Source organism: Exiguobacterium sp. s150 (assembly GCF_018618435.1).
Lineage (GTDB): Bacteria > Bacillota > Bacilli > Exiguobacteriales > Exiguobacteriaceae > Exiguobacterium > Exiguobacterium alkaliphilum.
Genome location: NZ_JACSMC010000002.1, coordinates 215,880 through 229,542, shown reverse-complemented (window position 1 = coordinate 229,542; position 13,663 = coordinate 215,880). Strand labels below are relative to the sequence as shown.

Here is a 13,663-nt window from a genome sequence, read left to right as displayed (position 1 = left end):
GGATGTAAAAACATCCGAACTCACTCTCATCCCATGCCTAAAGGCGGGCTATGCCCGATATGGGCTTTCCCGTTCGTAAAATCTGTAATAATGAATCGCTGCGACGAACGTGACGAGCGCTGCAACCGTCGCGACGGAACGATATTCAGGGTCTAAGCTGTTTCGTTCCACCAAAAAGTATAGCGTTGCCGCAGCCATGCCGACAAAGCCGACCCAAAACATATACTGTGTCGCCAATACAAGTAAGTTCACTTCTTCACTCACATTGTCCATCTCCTTCACATGAGACAAGACGAAAGACGACCCGGCGTTACGATGTGAAAGGATCCTTTACTTCATTTTAATGCACAACTCAATGGTGCAACGTATATGAAGATGCAGCAAATATGCTCATTCTTCCGATGTTTGTCGATTCAGTGAACCCGTTTTAATGAAGAAGAAGAGACCGATTGCACTGAGAAGAATCATGAGTCCGAAGACCGCATTGATACCGAACACGTCATATAATAGCCCGGACATCGTCGGGCCAATCATGCGCCCGACCGACGCCGCGATATTAACAAGTCCTTGATATTGACCGGCTTTCCCTGCCGGTGCGAGTTTGGCGGCAATCGTCGGGACCGCCGGCCAGATAAACATCTCGCCAATCGTCATGACGATCATCGCGACCATGAACATCGCAAAACCTCCGGCGAACGGCACAACGAGGAAGGCCGCAAGGAAGATGACGCCACCAATGATGAGCTGGCGCTTCAAGTCGTCTTCAAATTGACGCAACATCCGGTTAAGGAGCGGTTGGGCGAACACGATCATCGCCCCGTTCACCGTCCAGAGTAGCGAGTATTCACTAATCGTCACGCCAAGCCCTTGCGAGTGGACGGCGATCGTCCCTTGCCACTGGACGTAGACGAACCAGAGGGCGGCGTAACCGATGGCAACATACCACATCGATTTCATCGTCGCACCGGACAACGTCGTCGCGGCCGCCTCAAGTTGCGACTGAATGACCGGACGAGTCGTTTCTTTCAAGTAACGGAAGCCGAACAAAAGCACGACGACGAACAAGACCGACAAAAAGAAGTTCGCATAAAAGATCCATTCGATGTTGATGCGCGCCACTTGTCCGCTCATCGCCGTACCGAGCGCGACACCGACGTTTTGGGCGACATATATCGCATTGAACGAACGGCGCCCCCCTTCCGGCCAAATCAAGCCGGCGAAAGCATACACTGTCGGGAAGACGAGCCCGCCCGAGAAGCCGATGAGCCCGAGCCAGACCAAGTATCCGAAGAACGTCGCATGGAACAACAGAAATCCGAGCGAACTGGCAAGGAGCAGTGATACCGCGATCACGAGCGTCGTCTTGCCACCGAGTCGGTCGAACAACGTCCCGCCGATATAGTTCCCGACGATGGCGAGGGCGGAGTTGACGAGGAGGGCGATACCGGCGAGCGTCATCGATTCTCCTAAATATCCATTAATATATAACGTGTTGAACGGCCATAAAAAAGACGCCGCCGTCGTATTGAGCGCCATCGCGATGACCAAAATCCATATTGAGATCGGCATTTTCTTGTTCACGCCAACTCCTCCTTTCCCATCGCCTAAACGATAAAAATTCGGCACGACGGCCGAATCCAAAATTAGTCCTTCTCCAAGCTAACGGAACGGTCCATAACTGTCAAGAAAAAGTACTCATTCTGAAGTTTTGCATCAAACAGTATGTGATAACATGAGCAAAGAAGGAGAGGATGAAGATGATTAACCCATTTGGTGAAGCCAGATACAATAAGTTGAACGAAGCGTATCGCCGGGAGTATGGCGGAAAGGTGTTCAAAGTCCCGCTCGACGGTGGGTTCACTTGTCCGAACCGGGACGGCCTCGTTTCAAAAGGAGGATGTACGTTCTGTTCCGATGATGGGAGCGGCGACTTTGCCGGGAATGCGTGTGACCCAATTTCGGTCCAGTTCGCTGAAGGGAAGGCCCGGTTGCACCGTAAATGGAAAGAAGCACGGTATATCGCCTATTTCCAAGCGTTCAGTAATACGTACGCCCCGGTCACACGTCTACGTGAACTGTTCGAGTCAGCGCTCGAAGAAGAAGGTGTCGTCGGACTATCGATTGCGACACGGCCCGACTGCCTCCCGGACGAAGTCGTCGCCTACCTCGCCGAACTGAACGAGCGGACGTCGCTTTGGGTCGAACTCGGTCTGCAGACAATCCACGACAAGACCGGCAAAAAGATCAACCGCGGCCACGATTATGCGACGTTCTGTGACGGACTGGCGAAACTTCGCCGCCACAATATCCGGGTGTGCGTCCATATCATCAACGGACTACCGGGCGAGACGCCACAGATGATGCTCGACACGGCGCGAGAAGTTGCTAAAATGGACATACAAGGAATCAAGATCCATTTGCTCCACGTCTTGAAACGGACGCCGCTCGCAAGGCAATATGAATTAGGGCTCCTCGATTTGATGGATGAGACGACGTACGTCTCGCTCGTCTGCGACCAGCTCGAACTGTTACCGGAAGACGTGATCGTCCACCGGTTGACGGGTGACGGTCCGCCCGACTTATTGATTGGGCCGATGTGGAGCCGGCAGAAGATGGCCGTCTTGAACGCCATTCATGCCGAATTGGAACGCCGTGATTCCTTCCAAGGAAAAAAGAAGGATGAGAGATATGGGATTAATGAGAGTGTTGCCGTTCGCGAAACATCTGTTACGTGAACATGTGGTCCCCGGCACGGTCGCCATCGATATGACGGCCGGTAACGGGCACGATACATTATTTTTAGCCGAGCTCGTCGGTGACGGGCACGTCTATGCGTTCGACGTCCAAGAAGAAGCGGTCGTGGCGACACGACAGCGACTCGAGGAAGCCGGCATGTCCGAACGGGTCAGCGTCATCCACGACAGCCACCACACCGTCCAAACCGTCGTCGCAGACGAGACCCGTCCGATCACCGCGGCCGTGTTCAACCTCGGATACTTACCGGGTAGCGACAAGACGGTCACGACGATAGGCGAGACGACGATTGACGCGCTGCGCCAGTTACAGGACGTCATGGCGATCGGCGGTGTCATCGTCGTCGTCATCTACCATGGGCATGACAGCGGTAAAATCGAACGGGACGAGGTGCTCGCTTACGTCGAGTCGCTCGACCAAAAACAAGCCGGTGTCCTGCGATACGGCTTCATCAATCAAGTAAATCATCCCCCGTTCATCATCGCAATCGAAAAACGGGCATGATAAAGGCGACTCGGACGAGTCGCCTTTATTCTTGAATCAATTCGTAAAACGTCAACAGCGTCTCGGCGAACTTCGTGTTCAGTCGTTCATAGCCGAAGTGTGGGAAACCTTCGAGACGACGGATGTAAACTTGGTCGCCTCCGATTTTTCGGCAGACGTTCAGCGTCAGCTTCACATCGGCGAAACGGTCGTCCGGCGCGTAAAAACAGGCGAGCGGTAAACGCGGCAAATGTTTTTTCTCTTCCTGATGCTCGACGATCTCTTCTTCAATCTCCCGGTACTGGGCGTACGTGATCTCGCCGAACCGGGATGACTCTTCGCCGCCCCCGGTGAACGTCATCATACCGAGCGGCAAATCGGGGCGGAAGCGATCGACGGCGGAAGCGACGACTTGTTTCAATCCGCCGATTTGACGGGACGAATGCCAGTCAAAGAGCGGGGAGATGTACGTCAAACTGCCGAGCGGGACATCATACTCCTGTAACAGTCGGTTCGTCAACAGCGCACCAAGGCTGAAGGCGACGACGTGAATCGGCAATTTGTACTGTCCGGCTTCACGGAGCGTGTTCTTAATAAGCAGTTTATGGTCTTCAGCCGTCAAGCCGAGCGTCGGCCCGGCAACGACGAGCACTTCGTAGTCCGTCCGCAACCGATCGAGGAACGCCTCGCTGACACGAGACGTGAACTGGAGCGGGTATACAATCACGATGACCCCTTTTCGTGATGGTTCTTCGTATGTCATGCTGTCACCTCATTATTAGTATGTCTGTTTTATTCTAACAAAAAACATCAGCCTAGACTGATGTTTCAATCAAAATCCGTCTGGAGTCTTAGCGTGGGTCGTATCGCAAGTGAACGAGCTCCATCGGCTCATCGTACACTTCTTCTTGAATCCGGTTCAATTCGACGAACGATTGATGGTTCAAGAAGGCGAGCGCCTGCTCGTTCGAACTCTCAACGTACAGTTCGACCGGTTGGCGTTTTCGTCCTGCAAGGTGTGTCAACAGCTCTGCCCCTAACCCTTGACGGTGATGGGCCGGATGGAGGTAAAGACGAAGCACTTCCCACGTATCGCCCCGGTCAATCGCATGATAAAACCCGATGACGTCGCCGTCCGTCTCACCGACGATGAACAACTGTTCTTTCGCTTCTTCACTCGAACTGATGGCGCGCACGATTTCCTCGAGCTGATACGCCCGTTCCATCACGCGCGCACGCGCGTTGTCCGCGTCGGTCGTCGCGAGCGCGATTTCTCGAATTAGAGCGGCATCTTCCGGCACGGCTTCCCTCATCTTCATGACAGCTCCCCCTTTTGGCCAATCTAGTACTATCATTCCCCATCCCGCCAAAAATATCCTGCCCCTTCATTACTTTTTCATGACGAAATGAGCGAACGGGTTATGTTCCAATTTGACACGGGTATAAAGGTACCAATGCCAACTTACAGAAAAGGAGTGTTTTTATGCAACCACCATTGCAACACGACTCGCATGCTACACAAGCGAACAACCCGAACCGTCAATTCGACCATGAGTCGTCGAACGGTCCAAAAATCAACGTCGTCACCGGCATGTTGCTCGGTGCCCTCGTCGGCGGGCTCCTCGCCCTCCTCAGCTCATCAAACCGAGAGAACACGAAACAGTCATTCTCGAGTGCGAAAGCTTCTGTCGGCGGACTCGTCGAGACGGTGAAAGAAGATCCGGCCGGTAAGGCCTCACAAGTCATCGATCAAGTGAAGGCGGCCTCAGGCATCATCCAAGAAGTCGCGACAGACGTCCAAAACGTCTACGAAAAAGTGGCCGGCGAAGCCGACACGGTCAAACAAGACGTCAATAAAGTCGTCGAGACGGCCCAAGAGGCGAAATCGGATTTACAATCGATCGGCGAGAAAGTCGTCGAGGCGAAAGATACCGCGTTAGGACAAGGACACGAGTCGACTGACCATAAGCCACAGGCATAACAAAAACGACCTTTCGCGTGAAAGGTCGTTTTTCTTTGATTACGCGAAGCGTTTCGCGCCTTCTTCTAGTACTGCTGCTTTGTCCGTTTGCTCCCATGGGAGTTCCACGTCCGTGCGACCGAAGTGGCCGTATGCTGCTGTCTGCTTGTAAATCGGGCGGCGAAGGTCGAGCATCTTGATGATGCCGGCCGGGCGGAGGTCGAAGTTCTCACGGATGAGTTCTACGATCTCGGTCTCGCTCAATTTACCAGTGCCGAACGTATCGACCGCGATCGATACCGGGTGTGCGACACCGATTGCGTATGCAAGTTGAACTTCTGCTTTGTCCGCGAGGCCAGCTGCGACGATGTTCTTCGCCACGTAACGAGCCGCGTATGCTGCAGAGCGGTCAACTTTCGTAGGATCTTTACCAGAAAACGCGCCGCCACCGTGACGTGCGTATCCACCGTACGTGTCGACGATAATCTTACGTCCTGTGAGACCTGCATCACCTTGTGGTCCACCGATAACGAAACGGCCAGTCGGGTTGATGAAGTATTTCGTCTCCGCATCGATTAGTTCAGTCGGGATGACCGCGTCGATGACATGTGCTTTAAGATCTGCTTGAATTTGCTCGAGCGTGATGTCTTCAGCGTGTTGTGTCGAGATAACGATTGTGTCGATACGAACCGGGTTGTTCGCTTCGTCGTACTCGACCGTCACTTGCGTCTTCCCGTCCGGACGGAGGTAAGGGAGCGTGCCGTTTTTGCGGACTTCCGCCAAACGACGTGACAATTTGTGTGCGAGCGAGATTGGAAGCGGCATGAGTTCAGGCGTTTCTTTCGTTGCATAACCGAACATGAGACCTTGGTCCCCTGCACCGATTGCATCGAGTTCTTCTTCAGTCATTTGACCTTCACGTGCTTCGAGCGCTTGGTCAACACCTTGGGCGATATCGACTGACTGCTCGTCGATTGACGTCAAGACAGCACATGTCTCGGCATCAAAGCCGTATTTCGCGCGTGTATAACCGATCTCACGGACCGTTTCACGGACGACTTTCGGGATATCGACGTATGTCGATGTCGTGATTTCACCAGCTACGAGCACGAGACCTGTCGTGACAGACGTCTCAGCCGCAACGCGGGCGTTTGGATCTTCTGCTAAAATCGCGTCCAAAATCGAGTCTGAGATTTGGTCACAAATTTTATCCGGGTGTCCTTCAGTGACGGACTCCGAAGTGAAAAGTCGACGGTTCAAGTTTGACATTTCAAAAAACCTCCTATAATAAGGGTGATGTGTGGACGGTACTCGTTCCCCTTACGCGTTGCTTTGGGACGGTAATGAAAAAAACCTTTCGCCACGTTCAATGGGAAAGGTTGAATCGTTCTTCCTTACCCTCTTATCGTTCGAAGCTTACGCTTCGCTTCAGGATAGCACCTTTTCCGACAACATTACATTCGGACGGTTGCTGGGCTTCGTAGGGCCTTGTTCCCTCCACCGCTCAGAATAAGAGTATCCGTTACGAACACCATCATATAAATGACGTACCGTTCTGTCAAGCGTATCGACCGAATTCGTAAAACTTTTCACGAACGGGCAAATAGTTATGTTTGTGAAATAACAAACATTTTTATGACGGTTTCCGATTTTGTTCTATGACCTGGTACAGAATATGTTAGAATGACAATGTAAGAAAGCGCTTACTTGTCAAAGTGAAGAAACGCTTGTTTTTAATTAGTGTGTCACATATAATAAAAACGTCATACTAATTAACTGCGGAAGTATGCGGATTTCATCCACATCTATTTAGGGGAAAGGTGGGATTCGGGATGGCGACAACGCTCCTGAAAATCGAAGAATTAATTAACGGTGCCGACGTGAAACGGAACTTGACGGTTCCAGAATTGGTGGAAGAAGCCATTCAAAACGGGGAAGGTGTGCTGACGAAAGACGGGGCTTTATCTGTCAGTACAGGCAAATTCACAGGCCGGTCACCAAAAGACAAATTCGTCGTGCAAGATGAAGTCAGCAATCACTTAGTCGACTGGGGACCGGTCAACCAACCGATCGCCGAAGAGAAGTTCACAGCGTTGCTCGATAAGGTGCTCACCCATCTTGAGCAAAAACAAAAGCTCTACTATCTTGAAGCGTCAGCAGGTGCGGATGAGCATTACACGCTTCCGGTTCGCGCCATCACAGAATATGCATGGCACAGCTTGTTCGCGAAGCAACTGTTCCTTCGTGAATGGCCGACAAAAGGTGCGTTCGACCCGTTCACGGTCATCTATGCACCGAGCTATAAGGCAAATCCGGCTGTCGACGGCACGAACTCCGAGACGTTCATTCTCGTCTCATTCGCCAAACGTACGATTCTGATCGGGGGAACAGAGTACGGTGGTGAAATCAAGAAATCAATCTTCTCTGTCATGAACTTCCTGCTCCCGGAGCAACACGTCCTCTCGATGCACTGTTCGGCAAACGTCAACGACGCCAACGAGACCGCACTCTTCTTCGGGCTATCGGGAACCGGGAAGACGACGTTATCGGCCGACCCAGAACGTCACTTGATTGGTGATGATGAGCACGGCTGGTCTCCAGACGGCGTGTTTAACATTGAAGGTGGCTGCTATGCGAAGACGATCAACTTGTCGCGTGAGAACGAGCCGCAAATCTATGACGCGATCCGTTTCGGATCTTTAATCGAGAACGTCGTCTTGAATGATGACCGTTCACCTGATTACAAAAACATTTCCTTGACGGAAAACACGCGAGCCGCCTATCCGATCGATTTCATTGATAACGCCATGCTCCCATCACGCGCCGGACATCCGAACACGATCGTGTTCTTGACGGCTGACGCGTACGGTGTATTACCGCCAATCAGCAAATTGACGAAAGAGCAGGCGATGTATCACTTCTTGTCTGGTTACACGTCGAAACTGGCTGGTACGGAGCGCGGTGTGACCGAGCCGCAAGCGACGTTCTCGACTTGCTTCGGGTCTCCGTTCTTGCCACTCGCACCAGAACGCTACGCTGATATGCTCGGCACGTTGATCGAGAAGCACGACGTCGACGTCTATCTCGTCAACACAGGCTGGACGGGCGGCGTATACGGCGAAGGGTCGCGGATGAAGCTCGCTTACACGCGCGCGATGGTGAACGCGGCCGTCAACGGAGAACTCCGTGACGTCGAGACGATCCGCCACGACATCTTCAATGTCGACATCCCAGTCGACATCAAAGGTGTGCCACGCGACGTCCTCAACCCGCGTGACACATGGAAAGATTCAGCGAAGTACGACGCCGAGGCGCGCGCGCTCGCGATCAAGTTCCAAGATAACTTCAAACGGTTCACGAAAGCGAACGAGTCGGTCATCGCGGCCGGACCGATCGTCTTCTAAATTAAAGAAAGGGCTAGTGCACATGTGGCACTAGCCCTGTTTCGTTTGCTTCAGCATCCAATCCATCGCCCGCTCCGTCGTCTCCCACTTGTCCCAAAACGGCAATTGGTGCGCGAACGGGACGACCCAAAGCTCGGCCTGTGCGCCGAGCTTTTCGGCGACAGCCGTCGCATGGCGGAGCCGGACTTGCTCATCGTCCGTCCCATGAATCAACAGCGTCGGCGCGTCCCAGTCTTTATAGAGCGGCGACCGCTCAATATACGCCGCACTCGCCGTCTCCGGGTCCCCGCCCGTCATCCGTCGAAGCATTTTGCGCATCGTCTGTTGCTCCTCATACGTCCATTTCAAATTCGTCACACCGGCCCATGATGTGACGGAGACGAGCGGACGGACGGAAGCGAGCGATAGCGCCATCATCCCGCCCCGTGAGAAGCCGAGTGCATGAATCCGTGGATTCGTCTGCTGCACCCGGTCATAGAGCGACAAGACGTCCTCTAAATCGTCGCCCCCGAAATCTTCTTTGCCGGTCCCGCCGTGATTGCCCCGATACACCGGGGCGACGACGTGAAAGCCACGCGCCGCGAATTGCATCAAGCGTGGCAAGCGGACGTCCCCGATGCGGCCCGTCCCGCCTCTCAAGTAAAACAGAACATGGCCGTTCGGGCGTTTCGGCGTGATCGTATACGCGACGACGTCTTCCCCGTCACGCGTCTCGTACCACCCGCGATGAATGCGATAGCCCGCGTAGGGAGCGAGGGGCTCAATCCGGTCAAACCATGTTTTTTGCATGCAGCACCTTCATCGTCTCAGGCAAGACGCGATCTTTCATCATGAAACTGTATTGATTGTTGCGGAGCAGGTTTTTCGGCAGTTCGTCAAGGAGTACGGCACCGTCTGTCTCCTCCACGGCCGGATGGTCCTCGAAACGGTCGATGACGGCAAAGTATATGTTCTTTATGACCGTGTCACCTCGTCCGAGCACCCGATATTGGCCGAGGTAATGGAGCGATTTGACGATGCCCCCCGTCTCTTCGAATACTTCGCGTATCGCCGCATCATCCTCGTGTTCGCCCGGTTCGACTTTGCCCCCGGGGAACTCGAGACCGCGCTGCTTATGTTTCGTCAACACCCATTTGTCCCCGTAACGGGCGACGACCCAGACGTGGAGCGGTGTATCTGAGAACGGATAATGGGTGAAGCTCAACTCGACTTGATTATGATAGTAGTCCGTGAATGTCAACATAGTCCATCCCTTTCTTTCCCGTGTCTACTCTCACTTTACCTTGTCTCACCCTAGTTTCAAACAAAAAAATCGGCCCACCGAAGTGGACCGACGTAAAATCATTGGTTCAAACGCTTTTCGAGCTCTGCCTTTTGTTCCTCGTAGCCAGGTTTTCCAAGAAGCGCGAACATGTTCGCTTTGTATGCTTCGACGCCCGGCTGGTTGAACGGGTTCACCCCGAGGATGTAGCCGCTCATCGCGCACGCCTTCTCGAAGAAGTAGAACAAGAAGCCGAGGTGGTATGGCGTCATCTCCGGCAATTCGACGACGAGGTTCGGCACGTTGCCGTCCGTGTGGGCGAGAAGCGTTCCTTCTGCCGCTTTGTCGTTGACGAATTGAATCGTCTCACCGGCGAGGAAGTTCAAGCCGTCAAGGTCTTGTGCATCCTCTGGCACGTTCATCGCATGGCGCACGTTTGTGACACGGATGACCGTCTCGAACAAATCACGACGCCCTTCCTGGATGTATTGTCCCATCGAGTGAAGGTCTGTCGAGAAGTCGACCGCCGCCGGGAAAATCCCTTTGTTGTCTTTTCCTTCCGACTCGCCGTAAAGCTGCTTCCACCATTCCGAGACGTAATGGAGTGCCGGCTCGTAGTTGACGAGAAGCTCAATCGATTTCCCTTTCGCGTACATGGCGTTACGGACGACCGCGTATTGGTACGCCTCGTTCTCTGAAAGTTCAGGTGAGCTATACGCTTCTTGCGCGTCACGTGCACCTTCCATCAACGCGTCGATGTCGATGCCGGCCGCAGCGATCGGCAAGAGGCCGACCGGTGTGAGGACCGAGAAACGTCCGCCGACGTCATCCGGGATGACGAACGTCTCATACCCTTCCGCATCCGCGAGCGTCTTCAAAGCACCGCGGGCACGGTCCGTCGTCGCGTAAATGCGCTCACGGGCACCGTCTTGTCCATACTTGTCTTCCATGAACTGTTTAAGGACACGGAACGCGATGGCCGGTTCTGTCGTCGTCCCCGATTTCGAGATGACGTTGACCGACACTTCTTTGTCTTTTAAGACGTGAAGCAATTCTGTCATGTAAGTTGACGAGATGTTATGTCCGGCGAAGAACACTTGTGGCGCTTGACGCTCTTCCTTCGACAAGACGTTGAAGAATGAGTGCTGGAGCATCTCGATGGCCGCACGCGCACCGAGATACGAACCGCCGATCCCGACGACGACGAGGACGTCCGAGTTGTCACGGATACGCTCCGCTGCCGCTTTGATGCGGGCGAACTCATCGGTATCGAAGTTCGTCGGAAGGTCGACCCATCCTAGAAAATCACTGCCTGCCCCGCTCCGGTCGTGGATGACCGAGTGGAGTGCTTTCACCGTTTCTTGCATTTGATCGATTTCGTGTTCCCCGACGAAAGAGAGGGCGTTTGAATAATCGAAACGTACAGTTGACATGTCATTTCCTCCTTTAAATCGCTCATTTAAGAGCCATACATGACCCATCATAAACGGAAACGTTGGATTCGTTCAATCATTATTGCGAAATAGGCATCAAATCGCCTTATTTGCTCAACTCAAGAATGGCTGCCACATCTTCCCGCTCGAGCGTACGGAAACGACCGAATGCGCCGCGTTTCATCGCAGAATCGAGGATTGCGTCGAACGACGACGCATCGATGTCGTAATCGCGAAGCGAGTTCGGGGCACCGAGCTTGTCAAAGAACGCCCGGATCGCCTCAATCGTCCGTTTCGCCGTCTCGAGGTCGTCTCCTGCCGGTTCGACGTCGAACACTTCCGTGCCGAGTCGTGCGAAGCGCGCTGCATTGTCCGCGTCAAGGACGTGCTCCATCCAACGTGGGAACAAGATGGCGAGTCCGCCTGCGTGCGGGATGTCATGGACGGCCGACACCGCGTGTTCGATGTTGTGTGATGCCCAGTCCCCTGATGCGCCCATCTGCAAGACGCCGTTCAAGGCGATCGTCCCGGCGAACAAGATGATGGCACGTAATTCGACATTTTCTAAGTCGTCGACAAGCTTTGGTGCCGACTCGACAACCGCCTTCAATACGCCTTCCGTCATGCGCTCTTGGACCGGGGCGTGATTCGGATGGAAGTATTGCTCGAAGCAGTGGCTCATCATGTCGACGATACCGTAAATCGTCTGGTCTTTCGGGACCGACACTGTATAGCGCGGGTCGAGGATTGAGAACGTCGGATAGACGAGCGGGTGGCCCCAGCCGTATTTCTCTTGCGTCTCCCAGTTCGTGATGACCGAGCCCGAGTTCATCTCTGAACCTGTCGCAGCGAGCGTGAGCACGGTACCAAACGGGACCGCCTCGGTCGGGATGTGGTCGCGAAGGACGATATCCCACGCATCGCCTTCGTACGGGATGGCCGCCGAGATGAGTTTCGTACAGTCGATGACCGACCCGCCACCGACGGCGAGCAACGCGTCGATGTTTTCTTCACGCGCCTGTTTGACGGCACGGCGTACCGTCTCGATGCGCGGGTTCGGCTCGACACCAGCGAAATCGACGAAGTCGATCGACGCATTGTTCAATTCCGCGACGACTTCCTCGTACGTCCCGTTCTTCTTGATGCTCCCGCCTCCATAGACGAGCATCACTTTCTTCGCGTCGAGCAATCGAAGCTCGTCAGCAAGTTTTTCAATCTGATGCGTCCCGAAGATAAGTTTCGTCGGGTTTTTGTATTCAAAGTTGTGCATAAGTCAGCCTCCTCAAGAAAATATGTAACACCTACACTATATACCCTGTTTTTCCTGAATGAAAAGCATCATGCCTGTTCGTAGATACGATCGATAATGGAATGTAAGATGACCGCTTGATCGGCCTGTTCGTAGGTCGGCTCGCGTCGGCACGCCTCGAGGAACGCTTGGATTTGCACCGCATACGGGTCGACATGCTCCAAATGCGCCGGTGTCTGATCGAACAACGCACCGTGCGCTTCAGTATGGAGATGGAGCGGAAACAGTGTCGCGCCACCTTCCGTCCCGCGCAATTCGACACGCATCGTGTCACGCGGTCCGACGTTCGCCATGAAGCTGCCGTCGAACATGAGAGAGGCCCCGTTTTCGAACTTCACCATCGCCCGAGCCGTGTCTTCGACAGAAAATGTTTCGGCGTCCCACGTTCCCATCAATCCGACGCCCGGACGCATGCCAAGATATTGCCCGATGTGACCCATCACGTCGACCGGCTTCGGGTACCCCATCAAATAAAGCGCTAAATCAAGCATATGGACGCCATGGTCGAGGAGCGCCCCACCGCCTTGGAGCTCTTTATCCGTGAACACACCCCAACCCGGGATGCCGCGACGCCGAAGGGCGATGGCGGTCGCCGCATAAATCTGACCGAGTTCACCGGCTTCAATCATTCGCTTCAACAGTGCCGTATCCGCTCGATGTCGATAATGGAAGCCATAATGTAGCGTCCGCTTCGCACGTTCGGCGGCCTCCCGCATCTCGCTCGCTTCACGTGCCGAAATGCCCGGCGGCTTTTCACAAAGTACGTGGCATCCCGCTGCGAGCGCCGCGAGGACTTGGTCTTTATGGAGCGCGTTCGGCGTGCAGACGCTGACCGCATCGAGCGATTCATTTTGAAGCATCTCTTCGACCGTCTCATAGACACGCTCGATTCCGAATTGCCGTGCCGCCGCCTCTCCTCGCGCGCGCGTGCGGTTCATGACGGCGACGACGTTCGCGCCGGCGGCGATGTATTGCGGGATGTGTGCCGTCGTGGCAATCCCACCTGTTCCGATTATTCCAATGTTCATCGCGTTCACTCCTTTTTTGTACTGTTCGGGA

Annotated in this window: 14 protein-coding genes and 1 riboswitch; of the genes, 4 read left to right on the top strand and 10 right to left on the bottom strand. The window is 54.0% G+C overall.

Annotated elements, in window-relative coordinates; genetic code table 11:
* Window positions 1-48 precede the first annotated feature (48 nt).
* Both KNP76_RS15775 and KNP76_RS02735 read right to left on the bottom strand, forming a co-directional pair.
* Window positions 49-264, bottom strand: coding sequence for a bacteriorhodopsin (locus KNP76_RS15775; RefSeq protein WP_371816142.1), 216 nt, complete (start codon window positions 262-264; stop codon window positions 49-51).
* Window positions 265-390: 126 nt separating this feature from the next.
* The gene (locus KNP76_RS02735) at window positions 391-1,581 is read right to left on the bottom strand and encodes an MDR family MFS transporter (protein WP_367661364.1); all 1,191 of its coding nucleotides are present in this window, start codon (window positions 1,579-1,581) and stop codon (window positions 391-393) included.
* A gap of 170 nt (window positions 1,582-1,751) precedes the next feature.
* Between KNP76_RS02735 and mnmL the strand changes: the two genes are divergently transcribed.
* On the top strand, window positions 1,752-2,735 hold the full coding sequence (gene mnmL, locus KNP76_RS02730) for a tRNA modification radical SAM protein MnmL/YtqA (RefSeq protein WP_051690240.1): 984 nt from the start codon (window positions 1,752-1,754) through the stop codon (window positions 2,733-2,735).
* A complete protein-coding gene (mnmM, locus tag KNP76_RS02725; RefSeq protein WP_211780822.1) occupies window positions 2,689-3,258 on the top strand; it encodes a tRNA 5-(aminomethyl)-2-thiouridylate-methyltransferase MnmM in 570 nt (189 codons plus the stop codon). The genes mnmL and mnmM overlap by 47 nt, the downstream gene beginning before the upstream one ends.
* Window positions 3,259-3,283: 25 nt before the next feature.
* On the opposite strand, the gene KNP76_RS02720 is transcribed toward mnmM, so the two are convergent.
* Both KNP76_RS02720 and KNP76_RS02715 read right to left on the bottom strand, forming a co-directional pair.
* Window positions 3,284-4,000, bottom strand: coding sequence for an alpha/beta fold hydrolase (locus KNP76_RS02720; RefSeq protein ID WP_034809184.1), 717 nt, complete (start codon window positions 3,998-4,000; stop codon window positions 3,284-3,286).
* 88 nt (window positions 4,001-4,088) lie between these two features.
* Window positions 4,089-4,556, bottom strand: coding sequence for a GNAT family N-acetyltransferase (locus KNP76_RS02715; RefSeq protein WP_034809183.1), 468 nt, complete (start codon window positions 4,554-4,556; stop codon window positions 4,089-4,091).
* Between the two features lie 164 nt (window positions 4,557-4,720).
* Between KNP76_RS02715 and KNP76_RS02710 the strand changes: the two genes are divergently transcribed.
* A complete protein-coding gene (locus KNP76_RS02710) occupies window positions 4,721-5,218 on the top strand; it encodes a hypothetical protein (protein ID WP_214842533.1) in 498 nt (165 codons plus the stop codon).
* Between the two features lie 39 nt (window positions 5,219-5,257).
* On the opposite strand, the gene metK is transcribed toward KNP76_RS02710, so the two are convergent.
* Window positions 5,258-6,466: a methionine adenosyltransferase gene (metK, locus tag KNP76_RS02705; protein ID WP_214842531.1), complete on the bottom strand. Its 1,209-nt coding sequence runs from the start codon at window positions 6,464-6,466 to the stop codon at window positions 5,258-5,260.
* Window positions 6,467-6,596: 130 nt separating this feature from the next.
* Window positions 6,597-6,713, bottom strand: a riboswitch (SAM riboswitch).
* Window positions 6,714-7,029: 316 nt separating this feature from the next.
* Here metK and pckA point away from each other — a divergent pair.
* Complete coding sequence (pckA, locus tag KNP76_RS02700; protein ID WP_214842529.1) at window positions 7,030-8,601, top strand: phosphoenolpyruvate carboxykinase (ATP); 1,572 nt, start codon at window positions 7,030-7,032, stop codon at window positions 8,599-8,601.
* A gap of 30 nt (window positions 8,602-8,631) precedes the next feature.
* On the opposite strand, the gene KNP76_RS02695 is transcribed toward pckA, so the two are convergent.
* From KNP76_RS02695 to KNP76_RS02675, 5 genes are all read right to left on the bottom strand, one after another.
* Window positions 8,632-9,390, bottom strand: a complete 759-nt coding sequence (locus tag KNP76_RS02695) for an alpha/beta hydrolase family protein (protein ID WP_034814681.1) — start codon at window positions 9,388-9,390, stop codon at window positions 8,632-8,634.
* The gene (gene ytkD, locus KNP76_RS02690; protein ID WP_034814679.1) at window positions 9,371-9,844 is read right to left on the bottom strand and encodes an RNA deprotection pyrophosphohydrolase; all 474 of its coding nucleotides are present in this window, start codon (window positions 9,842-9,844) and stop codon (window positions 9,371-9,373) included. Before ytkD ends, KNP76_RS02695 begins: the two co-directional genes overlap by 20 nt.
* Window positions 9,845-9,942: 98 nt before the next feature.
* Window positions 9,943-11,295, bottom strand: a complete 1,353-nt coding sequence (locus KNP76_RS02685) for a glucose-6-phosphate isomerase (protein ID WP_034814677.1) — start codon at window positions 11,293-11,295, stop codon at window positions 9,943-9,945.
* A 106-nt stretch (window positions 11,296-11,401) separates the two neighbouring features.
* Window positions 11,402-12,565: an iron-containing alcohol dehydrogenase gene (locus KNP76_RS02680; protein ID WP_214842527.1), complete on the bottom strand. Its 1,164-nt coding sequence runs from the start codon at window positions 12,563-12,565 to the stop codon at window positions 11,402-11,404.
* 68 nt (window positions 12,566-12,633) lie between these two features.
* Window positions 12,634-13,632 carry a Gfo/Idh/MocA family protein gene (locus tag KNP76_RS02675; RefSeq protein WP_214842520.1) on the bottom strand — a complete coding sequence of 333 codons (999 nt, stop codon included), beginning with the start codon at window positions 13,630-13,632 and terminating at the stop codon, window positions 12,634-12,636.
* Between the last annotated feature and the right edge of the window lie 31 nt (window positions 13,633-13,663).